We start from the raw sequence: 14447 nt of genomic DNA on the forward strand, positions 1-14447 counted from the left end.
GGGTGCGAGGTTCCGACCCTTTTTGGGGCCTGGGACCTGCACGCTTTAACCTGGTGAACGACCTTATAGGGGATCGGCTAGGACAAGAGGGCAGGACGTGCAGGACACTCGCGCAACCGACACACCCACCGCTGACGGCATGGCAGGCAGCGCGGCGGCGGTGGGTGGGGCCAGCGATGTGCCCGCACACCGTTACAACGCGGAGCAGGCCGGCCGCGTCGAGCAGAAGTGGCAGCAGGCCTGGCAGGAGCGCGGCACGTTCTACGCGCCCAATCCGGTCGGCCCGCTGCAGGGCGAGACCCCGGCCGACAAGCTGTTCGTGCAGGACATGTTCCCGTACCCCTCGGGCGCGGGCCTGCATGTCGGCCATCCGCTGGGCTATATCGCCACCGACGTCTACGCGCGCTTCCACCGCATGCGCGGCCGGAATGTGCTGCACGCCCTGGGTTATGACGCCTTCGGCCTGCCCGCCGAGCAGTACGCGGTGCAGACCGGCGCGCATCCGCGGGTGACCACCGAGTCCAATATCGCGAATATGCAGCGCCAGCTGGACCGGCTGGGCCTGGGCCACGATCGCCGCCGCTCCTTCGCCACCACCGATCCCGAGTACTACAGGTGGACGCAGTGGATCTTCCTGCGCATCTACAACGCCTGGTACGACGAGGCACTGGGCAAGGCCCGGCCGATCGCCGAGCTGATCACCGAATTCGAGCAGGGCAGGCGCGTCGCCGCCGATGACGACCGCGCCTGGAACGAGCTGGCCCCGTCCGAGCGCAATGCCCTGATCGACTCGTATCGCCTGGTGTACCAGACCGATTCGATGGTCAACTGGTGCCCCGGCCTGGGCACCGTGCTGTCCAATGAAGAGGTCACCGCCGACGGCCGCAGTGAGCGCGGCAATTTCCCGGTGTTCCGCAAGCGCCTGTGGCAGTGGATGATGCGCATCACCGCCTACTCCGATCGCCTGGTCGACGATCTGGACGATCTGGACTGGCCCGAGAACGTGAAGTCCATGCAGCGCAACTGGATCGGGCGTTCGCGCGGCGCGCAGGTGAAGTTCGAGGCGGGCTCGGACGTCGTCGAGGTGTTCACCACCCGCCCCGACACCCTGTTCGGCGCCACCTACGTGGTGCTGGCCCCCGAGCACGAGCTGGTCGACCGGCTGACCGAGGCCACCTGGCCGTCCGGCACCGATGTGCGCTGGACCTTCGGCGATGCGGAAACCCCGGCGGAAGCCGTTGCGGCATACCGCAAGTCCATTGCGGCCAAATCCGATCTGGAGCGGCAGGAGAGCAAGGAGAAGACCGGCGTCTTCCTGGGCTCCTACGCCACCAACCCGGTGAACGGCGCTCGCGTGCCGGTCTTCATCGCCGATTACGTACTGAGCGGCTACGGCACCGGCGCCATCATGGCCGTGCCCGGCCACGATCCGCGCGACTGGGAGTTCGCCAGCGCCTTCGGCCTGCCCATCACCGAAGTGGTTGCGGGCGGCGATATCTCGGAGGGCGCGTACTCCGGTGAGGGCACGCTGGTGAACTCCGGCTACCTGGACGGGCTGGAGATCGACGCCGCCAAGGCCAAGGTGATCGCCGAGCTGGAGGCCAATGGCCACGGTAGGGGCACCATCCAGTACAAGCTGCGCGACTGGCTGTTCGCCCGGCAGCGCTACTGGGGCGAACCGTTCCCCATTGTCTACGACGAGGACGGCGCGGCGCACGCGCTGCCCGAGTCCATGCTGCCCGTGCAGCTGCCGGAGATGGAAGACTTCGCACCGGTCACCTTCGATCCGGACGATGCCGACTCCGAACCGTCGCCGCCGCTGGCCAAGGCCACCGAATGGGTGCACGTCACCTTGGATCTGGGCGACGGCCCCAAGCAGTACCGCCGCGATACCAATGTCATGCCCAACTGGGCGGGCAGCTCCTGGTATCAGCTGCGCTATGCCGACCCGACGAACTCGGAGGCGTTCTGCGCCAAGGAGAACGAGCAGTACTGGCTGGGTCCGCGCACCGCCGAGCACGGTCCGAAGGATCCCGGCGGCGTCGATCTGTACATCGGTGGCGTGGAGCATGCGGTGCTGCACCTGCTGTACGCGCGCTTCTGGCAGAAGGTGCTGTTCGATCTGGGCGATGTGTCCAGCAGCGAGCCGTACCGCCGCCTGTTCAATCAGGGCTACATCCAGGGTTACGCCTACACCGACGAGCGCGGCGCCTATGTGCCCGCCGCCGAGATCGTGGAGCGGGACGGAAAGTTCTTCTGGACAGACACTTCCGGCACCGAGATCGAGGTCTTCCAGGAGTACGGCAAGATCGGCAAGTCGCTGAAGAACGCGGTCTCGCCGGACGAGATGTACGACGCGTACGGCGCGGACACCTTCCGCTTCTACGAAATGTCCATGGGCCCGCTGGACGCCTCGCGCCCGTGGTCCACCAAGGATGTCGTCGGCGCGCAGCGCTTCCTGCAGCGCGTGTGGCGACTGGTGGTGGACGAAGAGACCGGCGCGGTCCGGGTCACCGATACCGAGCCTTCGGGCGAGGCACTGCGCCTGGTGCACAAGACCATTGCCGGGGTGGACGACGACTACGCCAACCTGCGGGACAATACCGCCGGCGCGAAGCTGATCGAGCTGACCAACTACCTGACCAAGAACTACGGCGACGGCGCACCGCGCGCCCTGGTCGAGCCGCTGGTCCTGATGCTGGCCCCGATGTCCCCGCACATCGCCGAGGAACTGTGGGAACGCCTGGGCCACACTGCCTCGCTGGCGCACGGCCCCTTCCCGATCGCGGATCCGGCACTGCTGGTGGCGGATTCGGTGGAGTACCCGATCCAGGTCAACGGCAAGGTCCGCAGCCGCATCAGCGTTCCCGCGGATGCCGATCAGGCAGCGGTGCAGGCCGCCGCCCTGGCCGATGAGAAAATCGCGGAACTGCTGGGCGGCAAGGATCCTCGCAAGATCATCGTGGTCCCGGGCCGCCTGGTGAATATCGTCGCCTGACGCTGATCACCGACGATTCGGGCCCGGTGCGCAGTGCGCATCAGGCCCGAATCTATCGGCGCGCTAGCCGAGTACGAGCACGTCGTTCAAGGTGACCGTCGAGAGATTGCGCTCGCGGATGATGTCGTTGAGCTGATCGAAGATATGCGTCACGGTCGGTCGATTGGCGTGGCCGATGACGATGGACTGGGCGCGGAACCACTGGCGTGCGGCATTGAGCAGCATGTCCTCGTTGATCACCTTGTTGGTGTCCTCGAGGGTGCCGTACCACATGGTCGGCACCGCATAGCCGGAGTCGGCGGCGACCCGATCGACGGTGGCATTGTGGTATCCGTAGGGCGGGCGGTAGTACGGCGTGCCGTCGGTGCCGAAGTTGTTGAGCAGGAACGTCTTCGTGCGCTCGAGCTGATCGGCGATCGCCCCGGCCGACAGCCTGGTCAGGTCCGGGTGATCCCAGGTGTGATTGCCCAGCTGGATCTGCCCCGAATCCACCAGCGGCCGCAGGGCATCCCGGTGGATAGACCAGGAGTCGTAGTAGGCCGTCACGAAGAAGGTGAGCCGCACGCCGGTGCGCCGGGCGAATTCGATGAACGCGCCGACGGTTTCGGCGCTGGCTCCGTCATCGATGGTGAGCGCCATAGTGTTTCCGGCGCCGGGCAGTGCGCTGAGGGCGCCCGGCCCGATCGTCGTGCGGGGTGCGAGCGGCGGAATCGCATTGCCGGGCACCAGCCCCGGCGGGACCAGGCCGGCCGAACCGGAATCGAGGGGAGCGGGGTCACCGTGCGCTTCGCTACCGCCCAGCAGGGTGGCAGCGGTTCCCGCCGCCAGCAGCGTCAGCAGCCGTCGTCTGTCCATCATCGACCTTCTTCATTTATCCAACACAGAGAACTACGAGCTCATCGGGGCGGTGCGAGGACGTCGTCGAGGGTGACCATGGCGAGATTGCGTTCGCGGATGATGTCGACCATCTGGTCGTAGCAGTGGGTGACCGCGGGATGATTGGCGTGGCCGATGACAATGGTCTGCGCAGTGAAATACTGCTGCGCACACTGGATCAGGTACTGCTCGGTGATCACACCGGAGTCCGACAGCGAGCCGTACCAGAGCACGGGAACGGTGTAGCCGAGATCCGCGGCGACCTTGTCGACGGCGGCGTTGTGAAAGCCGTACGGCGGGCGATAGTAGGGCGTCCCGTCCACGCCGAAGGTATTGCGCAGGAACGTCTTCGCCCGCCCGAGCTGGTCGGCGACCCCGCTCGCGGAGAGTTTTGTCAGATCGGCGTGATTCCAGGTGTGATTGCCGAGCTGGATCTGACCGGAATCCACCAGCGGCCGCAGGGCATCGCGGTGGATGGACCAGGAGTCGTAATAGGCGGTCACAAAAAAGGTGAAACGAGCGCCGGTGCGCCGGGCGAATTCGATGTACGCGCCGACCACCTCGGGGCTCGCGCCGTCATCGACGGTGAGCGCGATACTGCTGCCCTTTCCGGGCAGCCCGGTAATAGTGCCGCCGCCGATCGGAGTTTTCGGCCCGCCGGGCGGTGGGAGCAGCAGACGCGGCGTCGGCGATGGCACACCGGGCCACTGAACCGGTCCTGCACCTGCGGATCCGCTGTCCGGCGGATCACCCTGAGCCTCGCTGCCGCCGGTGAGCGCGACCGCGGTGCCCACCGCGAGCAGGGTGAGCAGCCGTCTTCTGTCCATCATGTTCGGTTATATCGAGTTCCGATGAACCGAGCACTAATTCTGTGCGAAACGATCTGAATTCAGCCGAAACGTTCAGGCTCTTCTCAGTGTGCGATACCTCTCACGCGATCTCGGACACCTCTCGAAACGATCTTCAGCGCGGAATCGGCCGCAGCACGATTTCGGTCGGGTGTGCGTCGCGGGGGGTTTCGATCGCATTCCGCACCGCCCACGCCACCGTTTCCGGAGTGAGGAATTCCGTCGGCTCGTAGTCGCGCTGCTCACCGGCGACCACGGCGCGCTGCATATCGGTGTCGATGCGGCCCGGATGCACCGAGGTGACCCGCAGGTCCGATTCCTCCTGGCGCAGCGCATCGCCGAAGGCGCGCAGCGCGAATTTACTGGCCGCGTACACGCCCCAGCCGGGGCTCACCCGCAGTCCCGCCCCCGAATTGATCAGCACCACATGTCCGTGGGCGGCGCGCAGTGCGGGCAGCAGCACCCGGGTCAGCTCCGATACCGCTATCAGGTTGGCTTCCAACGTATTCCGCCACTGCGCAACGGACGAATCGGCTATTGTTCCCAGGTCGGCGACCCCGGCATTGTGCACCAGAACGTCCAGCCGCTCGATCGACTCCGCCGCGCGGGCCACCGCCGGATAGTCGGTCAGCTGCACCGGCCAGCCGGTGGCCTCGGGCAGTTCGCTCAGAATGGGTTCCAGCGCCTCCGGCGTGCGTGCGCCGAGCAGCAACCGGTGGGTGGGCGCCAGCTCCCGGGCGATGGCGGCGCCGAGGCCGCGGCTGGCTCCGGTGATCAGCGCGGTCGGTCGCTCGTTGCTGGTCTTCGCGGAATTCGCCATGCGATCACCGTAACCGGGCGGGGGTTACCGGCGATGCTCCGGCTAGGGACAGCAGCGTTCGAATCACGAGAAGGCGAACACAGTGCAATCTGGCGATCCGGTATCTGTACCGGAGATAGCGTCCCCCGGCCACCCCGCAGCGCCCTCCGGCCACCCGCCGCGGGATGCCCCCCGCGCATACCTGCAAGTTCCGTCGCAGAATAGGGCGATGACGCACCCGGGTTTCACGCCGACACAGCTCGCGGCCCGCGCGGCCTATCTGCTGCGCGGCAACGATCTGGGCACCATGACCAGCGCGGCCCCCAAGCTGTATCCGCACATGTGGAGCTGGGACGCCGCATTCGTCGCGGTCGGGCTGGCCCCACTGAGTGTGGAGCGCGCGACCCTCGAACTCGACACCCTGCTCTCGTCGCAGTGGCGCAACGGCATGATTCCGCACATCGTCTTCGCCAATGGCGTGGACGGCTACTTCCCGGGCCCCGCGCGCTGGGAGTGCCGCACGCTCGCGGCCGACGCACCCGACGGCCCGGACACCTCCGGCATCACCCAGCCGCCGGTGCATGCCATTGCGGTGCAACGGATTCTGGACCATTCGCGCAGACACGGACGCTCCACGCGGGCGACCGCCGAGGAGTTCCTGCAGCGCCGCTGGCCGGATCTCATGCGCTGGCACCGCTGGCTGGCCTATGCGCGAGATCCCAAGCAGCACGGGCGAATCACGCTGTACCACGGCTGGGAATCCGGGATGGACAACTCACCGCGCTGGGATCGCGCCTACGCCAATGTGATTCCCGGTGCGGACCTGCCGCCGTACGAGCGCGCCGATCTGCATGTGGTGGAGGATCCGACGCAGCGGCCCACCGACCGCGAGTACGACCGGTACATGTGGCTGGTCGAACAGATGCGGCGGGCCGGGTACGACGACTATCAACTGGCCTCGACCATGAGCTTCGCCGTCGAGGACGTCTTCGTCACCGCCATCTTCGCGCTGGCCTGCGATGTGCTCGCCAATATCGGCGAGGACTACAAGCAGCCGCATGCCGATGTGCGCGAGCTCTACGAATGGGCCGACTACTTCCGGTCCGGGGTGATCGCCACCACCGATGCCCGCACCGGCGTCGCCCGCGACTTCGATCTGCGCGCCGATCGGTGGATCGACACCGAAACCCTCGCCTGCTTCGCGCCCCTGCTCAGCGGCGGACTGACCCGCGATGCCGAACGCCGCCTGCTGCGCCTGTTCGAGGGCCCGCGCTGGTGCGGCCATCCGGATCTGCGCTACGCGCTGCCGCCGTCGACCTCACCGGTCTCCAAGGACTTTCGCCCGCGCGAATACTGGCGCGGCCCGGTCTGGCCGGTGATGAGCTGGCTGTTCTCCTGGGTCTTCGCCCGCCGCGGCTGGGCGGAACGCTCGTTCATGCTGCGGGCCGAAGGGCTGCGGCAGGCCAGCGACGGCACCTTCGCCGAGTATTTCGAGCCCTTCACCGGCGAACCGCTGGGCAGTATGCAGCAATCCTGGACCGCGGCCTCGGTGCTCGACTGGCTGGGTTAGCTGAGATTCAGCTAACACTTGGACAACACGCGGGCGATTCCATAGGCAATGAGGGAAAGCCCACATAGCGTCCCCTGGCATGGTTCGACGAAACAGGCTGGGCCTGATCGCCTTCGCGGCGGCCAGCATTCTTGCAGCAATGTCGGCCGCTCCCGCAGCGGCCGATGCCGGCGGTCCCGACGTATCGTCCTGGCAGCACCTGAACGGCACCATGATCAACTGGTTCGCGGTGCGCGCCGCGGGCCATAACTTCGCCATGGTCAAGGCGACCGAGGGGCTCAACTACGTCAACCCCTACTTCATCCCGGACAGCGTGCTCATGCGCACGGCGGGCGTGGCACGCGGGACCTATCACTTCGCGCGCCCGGCCCTGCCGCCGGAACCGCAGGCCGCGCTCTACGCCGCGGTCGCGCTCGGCCAGAACGGGCCGCTGGATCTGCCGCCGGTGCTCGATATGGAGGACGCGGGCGGACTGTCGCCCGCCGGGCTCATCGACTGGACGCATCGGTATCTGAACACGGTGCAGGCGTTGACCGGTCGCACCCCGATCATCTACACCTATCCGCGCTTCTGGCAGACCGCCATGGGCGACTCCAATGAATTCACCAGGTACCCACTGTGGATCGCCGACTACCGCGGCAATGACGGTCCCGAGGTGCCGGGCGGGTGGCCCGCCTGGACGTTCTGGCAGTACACCGACTCCGGCAATGTCCCCGGCATCAACGGCGGCACCGACCTGAACTCCTACAGCGGAGCCCAGGGCGATTTCAGCCGCTTCGCGAATATGCCCAACCTCGGCAGTAGCTGACCCGCTACAGCACCTGGGACAGGAACTGACGGAGACGCGGCGTCTCGGCATTGTCGAAAAGCGCTTCCGGCGTTGCGGTTTCGACGACCTTGCCGTGGTCCATGAACACCACCCGGTCGGATACCGAACGGGCGAAGCCCATTTCGTGTGTCACGACAATCATCGACATGCCGCCCGAGGCCAGGTCGGCGATGAGCGCGAGCACGCCCTTGACCAGCTCGGGGTCCAGCGCCGAGGTGGCCTCGTCGAAAAACATGACCTGCGGCTTCATGGCCAGCGCCCGCGCGATGGCGACGCGCTGCTGCTGACCGCCGGAGAGATTGGCCGGGCGGGCGTCCGCCTTGCCCGCCAGGCCGACCGCCTCCAGCTGCTCGATGGCCAGCGTGCGCGCCTGCTCCTTGGAGAGCCCGTGCAGTTTACGCGGGCCCAGCTCGATATTCTCCGCGACCGTCTTGTGCGGGAACAGGTTGAAGTGCTGGAACACCATGCCGATTTGCCGGCGCAACTTGTCCGGATCGTCCTTCAGCACGGACTTGCCGTCGAGCAGGATGTCGCCCTTACTCGGCTCGTGCAGGCGGTTCAGCACGCGCAGCAGCGTCGATTTGCCGGAGCCCGAGGGACCGATGACCGTGGTGGTCTTGCCCGCGTCCACGTGCACGTCCACACCGCGCAGCACCTCATTGCTGCCCAGCGTCACATGCAGGTCGGTGCCGGTGAGAGAGGCACTCATGCTCCACGCCCTTCCGTGGTCACGGTCTGCTCGACCGGTTCGATCGCCTTCTCGGCCCGGCCGGTGCGCAACCGGCGGTCGATGTAGTTCACCAGGTGGGTCAGCGGCACCGTCAGGATCAGGTACATCAGACCGGCGGCCATCAGCGGCGACAGATTTCCGGTCTGCGCGTTGAGATCCCGGCCCACCGCGAACAGCTCCCGCTGGGTGGCGAGCAAACCCAGGAAGTAGATGAGCGAGGAATCCTTGATGAGCGCGATGAACTGGTTCATGAGCGCGGGCAGCACTCGGCGCACACCCTGTGGAATCACCACCAGCGACATCGACTGCCGGTAGCCGAAGCCGATGGCGCGCGCCGCCTCCAGCTGACCCGCCTCCACCGATTGGATGCCGGAGCGGAAGATCTCGCCGATATAGGCGGAGGACAGCAGCGCCAGCGCCACCACGCCCAGCCAGTACGGGTTGTTGCCGGTGAGGTTCTTCACCACCGGGCCCACACCCAGGCCGATGATCAGAATGATCACCACCGCGGGCAGGCCGCGGAAGATATCGGTGTAGACGCGGGCGGGCCAGCGCAGCCAGCGGGTGCGGGAGATGCCCGCGACCGCAAGCAGCATGCCGATCACGGTGCCGAGCGCACCCGAAACCAGTGCCAGGATCAGGGTATTCGGCAGACCGGTCTTGATCAGGTCCGGAAAAGCCTTGCGGTACAGCGACCAATCGAAGAATGTGTCCTTCAATTGCGCGAGCGTGGATTTCGGCGCCGTCGCGGCCTGGCCGGTGTGATCACCGGCGTGTTCGGCGGCGATCTTGTCGAAGTCCGGGAGCTGCGGGGCGGCAACGGCTTTGGAGCCCGGCTTCCAGCCCGGCGGCAATTCGCGCGGCACCCAGTTCTCGTACAGCTTCGCGTAGGTGCCGTCGGCGATCACCGCGTCCAGACCGGCATTGAGCGCATCGGTGAGCGGCTGATTGCCCTTGCGCACCGCCCAGCCGGTGAAGTTGTTGAGGCTGAAGGTGTTCTGCACGATCGAAACCGGATCACCCGGCTTGATGGTGCCGATGGCCTGCTGCGACGGGGCCACCCAGGCATCGATCTGCCCGGTCTTCAGATTCGCGTAGGCGGTGTTGTAGTCGGGGAACTTCACCGGATCCAGGTGCAGTTCGTTCACCACGTACTCGTCCTGCACGGTGCCCTGCACCACGCCGATGCGGGTGCCGCGGTTCAGGTCCGAGAAGGCTTTGACGGCACTGCCGTTCGGTGCGACCAGGGAGAAGTAGCCGAAGTCGTAGCCATTGGTGAAATCGACCAGCTGGCGGCGGGCATCGGTGGTGGTGATGCTGGAGGACGCCGCGTCGAAGCGGCCGTTGGCCACCTGCGCCAGCAGCCCCGCGAAGTCGGTGCCGGTGAACTCCACCTGCAGGCCGATCTTGGCGGCGGCCGCCTTCAGCAGTTCATTGTCGAAGCCGGTGTAGACGCCCTGCGAATTGACGCAGATGCTCGGCGGGGCGTCCGAGAGCGTGCCGACGCTGAGCTTGCCCGGCGTGAGCAGCCCGAGCTTCTTCACATCGATGCGGTCCAGCGGTTCGGTCGTCGCCGTCGTGTACTTGTCCGAGGACGGGGACTGCTGCCCGCTCGCCAGATTGGTCGGCGCCGCGCTGGCCGCCGATAACCCCGGAGGAGAGCACAGATCGGTGCTGCTGGGCGCCGCGGAGCTGGGCCCGGCACCGAGGGTGACAGCGCCCAGGGTGACCAGCAACACCCCCGCGATCGACAGCATGCGAGGTCGACGGCCGTACCGTCGGGACCTGGCCGTGCGCAAGCAAACCATGACAAACCACCCTAGTGGGGGTAGCGGGCATTTCCAGAGTTGCGGTCAGCTCGAGTCGAGAGTTGCGTTCAGGCCGAATGAATTGATAACCGAGATCTAGCCGGTGACCTTGTCGCGCCAGGCAATGGCCTCCTTGACCGCCGTCAGGTCGTAGTCCGGGCCGCCCGTGCCGACGGTGAACAGGGTCGCGCCCTGCGCCACGAAGTCGTCCGCCTTGTCCGCACCGGGCCAGTCGACCGACTTCTCGATGGTCGCCACATCGGTGCCGACCGCGGTGCAGTGGTCGGCCAGAATGCCGGACTTGCGCTTCAGCACGTCGAGATCGGCGAAGGTGTGCCAGATATCGGCGTACTGGGCGACCAGGCGCAGCGTCTTCTTCTCGCCGCCGCCGCCGATGAGGATGGGGATATCGCGGACGGGCTGCGGGTTGAGCTTGGCGAGCCGGTCGGTAATGCGGGCCAGGTATTCCTTCAGCAGTTCCAGACGGCTTCCGGCAGTGCCGAATTCGTATCCGTACTGGTCGTAGTCCTTCTCGAACCAGCCCGCGCCGATGCCGAGAATCAACCGGCCGTCGCTGATCTGATCGACCGTGCGGGCCATATCGGCCAGCAGATCCGGATTGCGGTAGCCGCCGCCGGTGACCAGTGCGCCCAGCTGCACCCGCTCTGTCTGCTCGGCGACCGCGGCGAGCATGGTCCAGCACTCGAAGTGCGCGCCCTCGGGATCACCGTAGAGCGGATAGAAATGGTCCCAATTGAAGACGATGTCCACCCCGGCGTCCTCGGCCCGGCGCACCGCGTCACGGACCAGCCCGTACTTGGGCGCGTGCTGCGGCTGCAGTTGAACTCCGATACGAACCGATCGACTCATTGGTCGCTCCTCGTTTCAGGCTGACATTCATGGACCGATCAGGTAGCCCGACAGACCCGGGCGGCGTCCGATTCCGAGGCTACCGGGATCCGGTATCGCGGTCGCGGTGTGCGTCGGCTTCGCACCCCGACACGCTGGCAAGCATGCTGATATCGTGCGCGGACCCGGGCTCGATGCCCGGGGACAACCCCCTCTACTCGGATCGTCCGGCACGTTCCTGCCGGTGAAGGGATGTGCACCGTGGCTACGGTGACTTTCGACAAGGCCTCCCGGCTGTACCCGGGCTCGGCCAAACCCGCTGTGGACGAACTGAATCTGGAGATCGCCGACGGCGAATTCCTGGTTCTGGTGGGTCCGTCCGGCTGTGGCAAATCCACCTCGCTGCGCATGCTCGCGGGCCTGGAGGAGGTGAGTGACGGTCGCATTCTCATCGGCGATCGGGACGTCACCCATGCCGAGCCCAAGGAACGCGATATCGCCATGGTGTTCCAGAACTACGCGCTCTACCCGCATATGAGCGTCGCCGAGAACATGGGCTTCGCGCTGAAAATGGCCAAGGTCGCCAAGGAGGAACGCCAGCAGCGAGTGCTGGAGGCGGCCAAACTGCTGGATCTGGAGCCGTACCTGGACCGGAAACCCAAGGCGCTCTCCGGCGGTCAGCGCCAGCGCGTCGCCATGGGCCGCGCCATCGTGCGCCAGCCGCAGGTGTTCCTCATGGACGAGCCGCTGTCCAATCTCGATGCCAAGCTGCGGGTGCAGACCCGCACCCAGATCGCCCAGCTGCAGCGCCGGCTCGGCACCACCACCGTCTACGTCACCCATGACCAGGTCGAGGCCATGACCATGGGCGATCGGGTGGCCGTGCTCAAGGACGGGCTGCTGCAGCAGTGCGCGTCCCCGCGCGATCTGTACCGCAATCCGGCCAATCTTTTCGTGGCCGGATTCATGGGCTCGCCCGCCATGAACCTGTTCACGCTGCCGGTCGAGAACGGCGCGGTCACCGTCGGCGGCCACATCATCGAGCTGCCCCGCACGGTCGCCGACGCCGCCGGGCCGAAGGTCGTGGTCGGTGTGCGGCCCGAGCATCTGGAGCCGGTCGGCGACGGTCAGGGCATCGGCATGGAGGTCGATGTGGTGGAGGAGCTCGGCTCCGACGCCTACATCTACGGCCGCACCCACGGTGACGGGGAAACCATTGTGGCGCGCGCGGATTGGCGCAACCCGCCGGTCAAGGGCGCGAGCCTGAGCCTGACCACCGAGGCCGAGCACATCTACTTCTTCGGCCCGGAAGACGGCCGCCGGCTGAACTGACGGCTCCCGCACGACCGGCTGGCGTCGCCCCTCACTGACGGGGGCGGCGCCAGTTCTTGTTGATGCGCACGCGCAGATTCTCCAGTGGCACTTCATGTCCCGAGGCGCTGCGGATTTCGACCCGGACCGGCTCGCCGGTGGCATCCTCGACGCGCTCCAGCGGCGGCACACCGTCCTGCAGGTAGGTGTCGCCCCATTGCCAGAGCCCGACCACTACCGGAAGAAGATCCAAACCCATTGCGGTGAGCGTGTATTCGTGCCGGGTGCGCTTGCCTTCCTCCTGGTAGGGGCGCTTCTCCAGCAGCCCGGCCTCGACCAGCTTGCGCAGTGCACTGGAGGCGGCGGCATCGGTGATGCCCACGCGGGTGGCGAAGCCGTCGAATCGGGTGGTGCCGTAGTACGCCTCGCGCAGGATGAGGATCGCCGAGCGGGTGCCGACGATCTCCAGGGCCTTGGCGATCGAGCAACCCTCGGGTTTCCATGCGCTCAGATCACCGAGCTTGCCTTCCATCACTGCGGACATGGCGTACATCATACACAAGCTGACTTGCCCTAACTATTGCCAGCTCGTACGCTGGCATTAGGGCAATGAAGCCAGCTACTCCGAAAAGGATCAGCCATGAGAGACGCAGTCATCGTCGAAGCGGTGCGCACACCGGTCGGCAAGGGCAAGGCCAACGGAGCGCTGCACGGCGTGCACCCCGCCGATCTGTTCGCGCACAGCCTGCGAGAAGTGGTCCGGCGCAGCGGAATCGACCCCGAACTCATCGACGATGTGATCGGCGGCGTTGTCACCGCGGTCGGTGAACAGGGCAGCAACCTCACCCGGCGGGCCGCGCTCGCCGCCGGCTATCCCGAATCGGTGCCCGCCACCACCGTGGACCGCCAGTGCGGAAGCAGCCAGCAGGCCATCCACTTCGCCGCGCAGGGCGTCATCGCCGGGGCCTACGACATCGTGGTCGCGGGCGGCGTCGAATCCATGAGCCGGGTGCCCATGGGCGCGAACATGATCGGCGCGGAGGACATCGCCGGCGTCGGATTCGCCGAGCGGTATCCGGAAGGGCTGGTGCCCCAGGGCATCAGCGCCGAACTCATTGCCGCGAAGTGGGGGCTCTCGCGCGGTCAACTGGACGAGTTCGCGCTCGCCAGCCACGAAAAGGCCGCTCGCGCAACGAAGGACGGGGCCTTCGAGGCACAGCTCGCACCCCTCGGCGGACTCACCACCGATGAGGGCATCCGCGTCGGCAGCACACTGGAGACGCTCGGCGCACTGCGACCCGCGTACTACAGCGAGGACATGGCCGCCCGCTTCCCGCAGATCGGCTGGAACATCACCGCCGCCAATGCCAGTCAGATCAATGACGGCAGCTCCGTGGTACTCATCATGACCAGCGAACGCGCCGCCCAGCTCGGCCTGACCCCGCTCGCCCGGGTGCACAGTTTCGCCGTGGCCGGCGACGACCCGCTGCTCATGCTCACCGCCGTCATCCCCGCCACCCGGAAACTCCTGCGGCGCAGCGGCCTCCAACTCTCCGATATCGACCTCTTCGAAGTCAACGAGGCCTTCTCCTCGGTAGTCCTGGCCTGGGCCCACGACACCGGCGCCGACCTGTCCAAAGTGAACGTCAACGGCGGCGCCATAGCCATCGGCCACCCCCTCGGGGCCTCCGGCGCCCGCCTCGCCACCACCCTCGTCCACGCCATGCACGACCGCGGCGCCCGCTACGGCCTGCAAACCATGTGCGAAGCAGGCGGACTCGCCAACGCCACCCTCTACGAACGCCTCTGACACCTTCCGACATGCGTGG

At 66.7% G+C, this 14447-nt stretch carries 12 protein-coding genes; 5 read left to right on the plus strand and 7 right to left on the minus strand.

What is annotated here, in order from left to right:
- Positions 1-139 precede the first annotated feature (139 nt).
- Positions 140-2998 carry a leucine--tRNA ligase gene (gene leuS / locus OG326_RS01280; RefSeq protein ID WP_327142794.1) on the plus strand — a complete coding sequence of 953 codons (2859 nt, stop codon included), beginning with the start codon at positions 140-142 and terminating at the stop codon, positions 2996-2998.
- Positions 2999-3061: 63 nt separating this feature from the next.
- Here the strand turns inward: leuS and OG326_RS01285 are convergent, their stop codons facing one another.
- The 3 genes from OG326_RS01285 to OG326_RS01295 form a co-directional block, all read right to left on the minus strand.
- Positions 3062-3853, minus strand: coding sequence for a polysaccharide deacetylase family protein (locus tag OG326_RS01285; RefSeq protein WP_327142795.1), 792 nt, complete (start codon positions 3851-3853; stop codon positions 3062-3064).
- A gap of 41 nt (positions 3854-3894) precedes the next feature.
- Entirely contained in the window at positions 3895-4701 is an 807-nt protein-coding gene (locus tag OG326_RS01290; protein WP_327142796.1) for a polysaccharide deacetylase family protein, read from the minus strand.
- 136 nt (positions 4702-4837) lie between these two features.
- Positions 4838-5542, minus strand: coding sequence for an SDR family oxidoreductase (locus OG326_RS01295; protein ID WP_327142797.1), 705 nt, complete (start codon positions 5540-5542; stop codon positions 4838-4840).
- Between the two features lie 208 nt (positions 5543-5750).
- On the opposite strand from OG326_RS01295, the gene ggh reads away from it, so the two are divergent.
- Together ggh and OG326_RS01305 are read left to right on the plus strand one after the other, a co-directional pair.
- Complete coding sequence (gene ggh / locus OG326_RS01300; protein ID WP_327142798.1) at positions 5751-7091, plus strand: glucosylglycerate hydrolase; 1341 nt, start codon at positions 5751-5753, stop codon at positions 7089-7091.
- Between the two features lie 79 nt (positions 7092-7170).
- On the plus strand, positions 7171-7899 hold the full coding sequence (locus OG326_RS01305; protein ID WP_442790896.1) for a glycoside hydrolase family 25 protein: 729 nt from the start codon (positions 7171-7173) through the stop codon (positions 7897-7899).
- A gap of 4 nt (positions 7900-7903) precedes the next feature.
- Here OG326_RS01305 and OG326_RS01310 read toward each other — a convergent pair whose 3' ends face one another.
- The 3 genes from OG326_RS01310 to OG326_RS01320 all read right to left on the minus strand — a co-directional run bounded on the left by OG326_RS01310 (position 7904) and on the right by OG326_RS01320 (position 11328).
- Entirely contained in the window at positions 7904-8629 is a 726-nt protein-coding gene (locus OG326_RS01310; RefSeq protein ID WP_327142799.1) for an amino acid ABC transporter ATP-binding protein, read from the minus strand.
- A complete protein-coding gene (locus OG326_RS01315; RefSeq protein ID WP_327142800.1) occupies positions 8626-10407 on the minus strand; it encodes an ABC transporter substrate-binding protein/permease in 1782 nt (593 codons plus the stop codon). Before OG326_RS01315 ends, OG326_RS01310 begins: the two co-directional genes overlap by 4 nt.
- A gap of 147 nt (positions 10408-10554) precedes the next feature.
- On the minus strand, positions 10555-11328 hold the full coding sequence (locus OG326_RS01320) for an LLM class F420-dependent oxidoreductase (RefSeq protein ID WP_327142801.1): 774 nt from the start codon (positions 11326-11328) through the stop codon (positions 10555-10557).
- A gap of 240 nt (positions 11329-11568) precedes the next feature.
- On the opposite strand from OG326_RS01320, the gene OG326_RS01325 reads away from it, so the two are divergent.
- Positions 11569-12639, plus strand: a complete 1071-nt coding sequence (locus OG326_RS01325) for an ABC transporter ATP-binding protein (protein WP_327142802.1) — start codon at positions 11569-11571, stop codon at positions 12637-12639.
- 31 nt (positions 12640-12670) lie between these two features.
- Here the strand turns inward: OG326_RS01325 and OG326_RS01330 are convergent, their stop codons facing one another.
- Entirely contained in the window at positions 12671-13162 is a 492-nt protein-coding gene (locus OG326_RS01330) for a winged helix-turn-helix transcriptional regulator (RefSeq protein ID WP_327142803.1), read from the minus strand.
- Between the two features lie 96 nt (positions 13163-13258).
- Between OG326_RS01330 and OG326_RS01335 the strand changes: the two genes are divergently transcribed.
- Positions 13259-14428: a thiolase family protein gene (locus OG326_RS01335; RefSeq protein WP_327142804.1), complete on the plus strand. Its 1170-nt coding sequence runs from the start codon at positions 13259-13261 to the stop codon at positions 14426-14428.
- Positions 14429-14447: the final 19 nt, after the last annotated feature.

The sequence above is a fragment of the Nocardia sp. NBC_01327 genome (assembly GCF_035958815.1).
Taxonomy (GTDB): Bacteria; Actinomycetota; Actinomycetes; order Mycobacteriales; family Mycobacteriaceae; genus Nocardia.